This window comes from Aquibaculum arenosum, from assembly GCF_029222965.1.
GTDB classification, from domain to species: Bacteria; Pseudomonadota; Alphaproteobacteria; order Kiloniellales; family DSM-21159; genus Aquibaculum; species Aquibaculum arenosum.
Map to the genome: position 1 here is coordinate 1 of NZ_JARHUD010000023.1, position 4,115 is coordinate 4,115.

A 4,115-nucleotide genomic window follows, 5' to 3' on the forward strand; every position below is an offset into this window, starting at 1 on the left:
CGCGCCACCACCCGTTTCCAGTCCAGGCCTTCAACCAGCGCTTCATACTGGGCGCGGGAGAGACGCATCACGCCCTCGCTGATCCGCGGCCAGACGAACTCCCCAGCCTCCAGCCGCTTGTAGATCATCACCAGTCCGGAGCCGTCCCAGACCAGGATCTTGATGCGGTCACCCCGCTTGGAACGGAACACCACCGTCAGCCCGGAGTAGGGATCGAGCCCCAACTCGTTCTGCACCGTGGCGGCGAGCCCGTCGTGACCGCGCCGGAAGTCGACCGGCTTGACCGCGATGACGATCGGCAGGCGCTGCCCGGGGACGATCATGCCAGGGCCTTCAGGGCCGAAACCACAGCCGCAATCCGCGCCGCGGCCATCTCTGCCGGTAGACGCACAACAAGCCCGACCACCTCGACCTCGATCACGGCACCCGTCTCCGGTGTCGGCTTTGCCTCGACAGGCCGCTCGTCCGCGAGGTCGACCGCCTTCCCATCAACCACCAGCGGCACAAAACCAGGGCCATCCGCTTCCCCCGGCAAGGCCAGATGGCCGTCTCGTGCCGCCCGCCGCCACGTCGTCAGTTGCTGGGGCGAAATGCCGTGCCGTTGCGCCACAGCGCTCACCAAGACGCCAGGCCGAAAGCTCTCCGCCACAATCCGCGCCTTGACGTCATCCGGCCAACGCCGCCGTCCGGTCGGACCTTCCAGCACCTCAAGCCGGCCGGCAAAGCCACCGGCAACAGCCCCGGCCAGTTCAACTCCTTCCACCAACTCCATCGACATCAGCTCCTTCCTTGAAAGGAAGGAGCATCAGCCACCGAAGCGAGACCTTAAATGGTCAATCCAATGGGAGGAAAACGCCGCTTACATTACCACTCCCGAGCATGGTAGGTCATTGCCCTAGGATGGCTATCCCGCGAGCTCATGGAAGAGCGCGGTAGTGAGAGTAGGGCAAAGACAGGGAGATGGCGGCAATTGGCGAGGTAGAGCGTGGCGAGTTTGACGAGCCCTGCCGATGGTTTACCCATTTCACGAACACCACCCGTCTCGTAGAGGAGTGAAATGACAGCGCTTGGCACATCATATGCCGAAAAGATCGGACTATCGCTGCTGACGGTGCTTGGCCTCGCCTGGGCCCTTGCCATTCCGGTCCAAGCAGCCGCTGGGGACCGCGACATCTCGCATGACATTCGCGAATGCCGTGAAGACCCGCGTTTTCGCGACACCGGCGGCGCGATGATTGGTGATTGCCTGCTGGAGATCAGCAACCAAGTCGATGCAGAGATCGAGCGTATCGTTGCGCGTTCAGCTAAAGCTTATTGCCGCCAAGAAGACCGCGCACTTCTAGCTCGTACACAAAGCGACTGGCAAACCTACCGGCAAGGCTGGTGCCAACTGGTCGAGCATTCGCCTGGGAATACGCCGGCCTATGTCAATTCTGCTGCCTGTATGTTGGAAACCGGCCGCGATCGCCTGACGAGTCTCGCCTATATCGTAGATTACGGCGAGGCCAACTGCCCCTTCAACAGGCTGCTTCTCGAAGACAGTCGTTTCGGCGATCCCACCGGCGCGAAGGTAAAAATGGCCTCCCTTCCCGTGACCTGGGAAGCGCGGGCACAAGACGGCGCGCTGACTCTGGCGTTGCGTAGAAACGCGCATAATGACATTGGCTTGATCGGCGAGGTCAATCTGGCCGGCTGCATCTTCTGCCCTGACGGAGAAACGGGTTGCGACGACGGGGTATTTTTCATGGAGTCACGCGACACCGTCACATCCCACTCGCTTTTCTATGTCTGTCACCTTGCCAATGGGGCACGACGTTTTGAGCTGTTTCACTTGTCCGGTAGCATTGCACTACAGCAGCAACGGCAAATGACGGAAGCAAATGGCTTCGAATGGTCGCTGGAACTTCACGATCTTGCGGTCACGCCACGGGGGGCCTTGCGAAGCATGCGAGAGGGCACGGATGACTGACTCGATATCCCCTATAAGGCGCAATGCGCAGCGTGCGGTCCTCATTGCAATGTTGATGGTGGTTGCTTCGTCGATGGCCGTCACCACCAAAGCCGAACCCATGCCGGGAGCGGCCGCGTTAGCCTGGACCGCACAAAAGGCGGTGATCGATTTCGCGGCAGCGAACGGAGGACGACATCTCCGCACTCTGGTTGAGGATGCGCATGATAAGACCATCCTCTATCTCGACTGGACCATGAGAGATGCTGCGAGATCGGGGTTGTTCGAGAAAATCAGAGCGGATGGCAATGGTCCCGTAACCGACAAGACGATCTGCGAGCATATCGAGCGCCGAGCCTCTCGACCCGGCGGCGTTCTGATTTCAGGCAAGCCCGACCCCGACAACAATCACCTGCTATTCGACATGACATTGGATCTGGCGCGCGGCGCACCCTTTGCTCGGGCTCGCTGCGAATATGCAGAAAACACCTATGTGCTGCGCCTGCGCGGATTCTTCTACGTGACGAATGTCGGCATGGCGACAGCAAAAAATCTCGAATTCCAGCCCGTTGCCATCCCTGCTCATCTCGTGCCGGCAACGTTCCTGGAACATCTTAGATAGCCCCTGGGCATCTACGTTTATCGGACAAAACTACTAAACGACGGATGAAGAAATGACGTGTTCCAGAGGACGACTGATTTGGGCTATTGGCGTAGCTGTTGCGCTCCTTTCTGCCTGCCAGAGCCTTCCACCACCACCGCCTGAAGGCTCAGTCTTGCCCGAGTCCCTACCTAAAGACGAGCATGACCGGAGTTATTTTCTCGACCATCGATATGTCCAGGATGCACTTGCTTACGGAAATAAGGGCTTTCACGACATCCTGGCACACAATGGCGAGCAAGCGAGACAGAGTTTCGTTCAATCAACCAATCTTCTTGCCGCGGGGCTTGTCGAGCATAAGAAATTTTCTGCAGAACGCGCGAAAACATTGAGTATTGTCGCCGATATCTTCAGGGGTGGCCTTATGGCGGCCGGGTCCGTGGCCGCCTACAAGGCAGGGAGCTCGGCGACGACGACACAGCAAATGAACGCCGCCCAATCAGCATTCTCGAACTTTCTCGACGCATCCAATAGTCTGGGGGCCTTTCTCCAGGAACAAATCCGGCTTGGCGAGTTGAACTCTTCCGCAGTGCGTTCCGTCCACAAAGACCAATGGCGTTCTGTGGTGGTTGCGGACCATCTGATCTCCAGAAGTATCGTGCGTGTCCTTAATGAGACAAGAAACAGCAGCTGCACCGGTTTCTTTATCGCACCGTACGTTATCATGACATCAGCCCATTGTTTCAGATTGGGAGATGCGTTAGGAGCATTTCGTCAAACTCCCGCCGACGGTGAAGCCTTCATGACAGGAGAGGACGAGTACATAGAAATAGAGAGACAGTATCAGCACAATCTTTATGTTGATGGTAATACCGACACTCGTCCTTATGACATTGCCTTCCTCGTAACAAAAGCGCCTTCGGAGAGCTACCTGCCCGTTTCGACCCGCTCGTTGACACCCGGGGAACGCCTGATGGTAATTGGATATTCTGGCGACCTTAACAAGGGCTATTTCTTGCGGATCGATTATGGGTGCGAAGTGACCTCGCTTTGGAAAGCCGGGTATTTTGGCAGCAACTGCACGGGGTATCCAGGCAACAGTGGCGGCCCGATTATTACTGCAGACAAAGAGATTGCGGTGGTTGGAGTAACGGCCGCCGGTCACAAGCGGCGTGATAGGTCTGACAATGATACATATGGTGCCTCAATTCAGCGTGGCGCAGCTGTCTTCCACTTTGTAATGAACGACCCAGTGCTAAACGGACGCATCCAATCAAATCCTTTCGACTAGCCGAAAGCACCCGGGGGGGGTAGCGAAGCCCCGGCGCATCGAAGAGGTTAAGCCAGTTGCGTACCCCCGCAACCATTCAAATTGCGACGCCAAGTCGCGCAGATCGGCCGCCCCAACCGGGCGGCCTTTCTGTTTCTGCAAGTTCAGATTTGAGGTAAGCGGTGGTTCATTCCCAGTGTGATCTGCGGCCGGATGCGCCGGAGCAGTCTTCTCCGGTAGCTTGCAAAGAAGTGTGCAAGCTTTGTTGCAATGCTTTGGTGGGGTTTGCTGGCGTC

5 protein-coding genes are annotated in these 4,115 nt (G+C 57.6%); 3 read left to right on the forward strand and 2 right to left on the reverse strand.

Annotation, left to right across the window (positions count from 1 at the left end; translation table 11 throughout):
- Together tnpB and tnpA are read right to left on the reverse strand one after the other, a co-directional pair.
- On the reverse strand, nucleotides 1–323 hold a 323-nt coding region (tnpB, locus tag P2G67_RS16295), incomplete at its 3' end, for an IS66 family insertion sequence element accessory protein TnpB (RefSeq protein ID WP_275824354.1).
- A complete protein-coding gene (gene tnpA, locus P2G67_RS16300; protein WP_275824355.1) occupies nucleotides 320–778 on the reverse strand; it encodes an IS66-like element accessory protein TnpA in 459 nt (152 codons plus the stop codon). The genes tnpA and tnpB, both read right to left, overlap by 4 nt.
- Nucleotides 779–1,057: 279 nt before the next feature.
- On the opposite strand from tnpA, the gene P2G67_RS16305 reads away from it, so the two are divergent.
- From P2G67_RS16305 to P2G67_RS16315, 3 genes are all read left to right on the forward strand, one after another.
- On the forward strand, nucleotides 1,058–1,969 hold the full coding sequence (locus P2G67_RS16305) for a lysozyme inhibitor LprI family protein (RefSeq protein WP_275824356.1): 912 nt from the start codon (nucleotides 1,058–1,060) through the stop codon (nucleotides 1,967–1,969).
- Nucleotides 1,962–2,570 carry a hypothetical protein gene (locus tag P2G67_RS16310; RefSeq protein WP_275824357.1) on the forward strand — a complete coding sequence of 203 codons (609 nt, stop codon included), beginning with the start codon at nucleotides 1,962–1,964 and terminating at the stop codon, nucleotides 2,568–2,570. Before P2G67_RS16305 ends, P2G67_RS16310 begins: the two co-directional genes overlap by 8 nt.
- 154 nt (nucleotides 2,571–2,724) lie before the next feature.
- Nucleotides 2,725–3,840 carry a trypsin-like serine peptidase gene (locus P2G67_RS16315; RefSeq protein WP_275824358.1) on the forward strand — a complete coding sequence of 372 codons (1,116 nt, stop codon included), beginning with the start codon at nucleotides 2,725–2,727 and terminating at the stop codon, nucleotides 3,838–3,840.
- The last annotated feature ends 275 nt before the right edge of the window (nucleotides 3,841–4,115 follow it).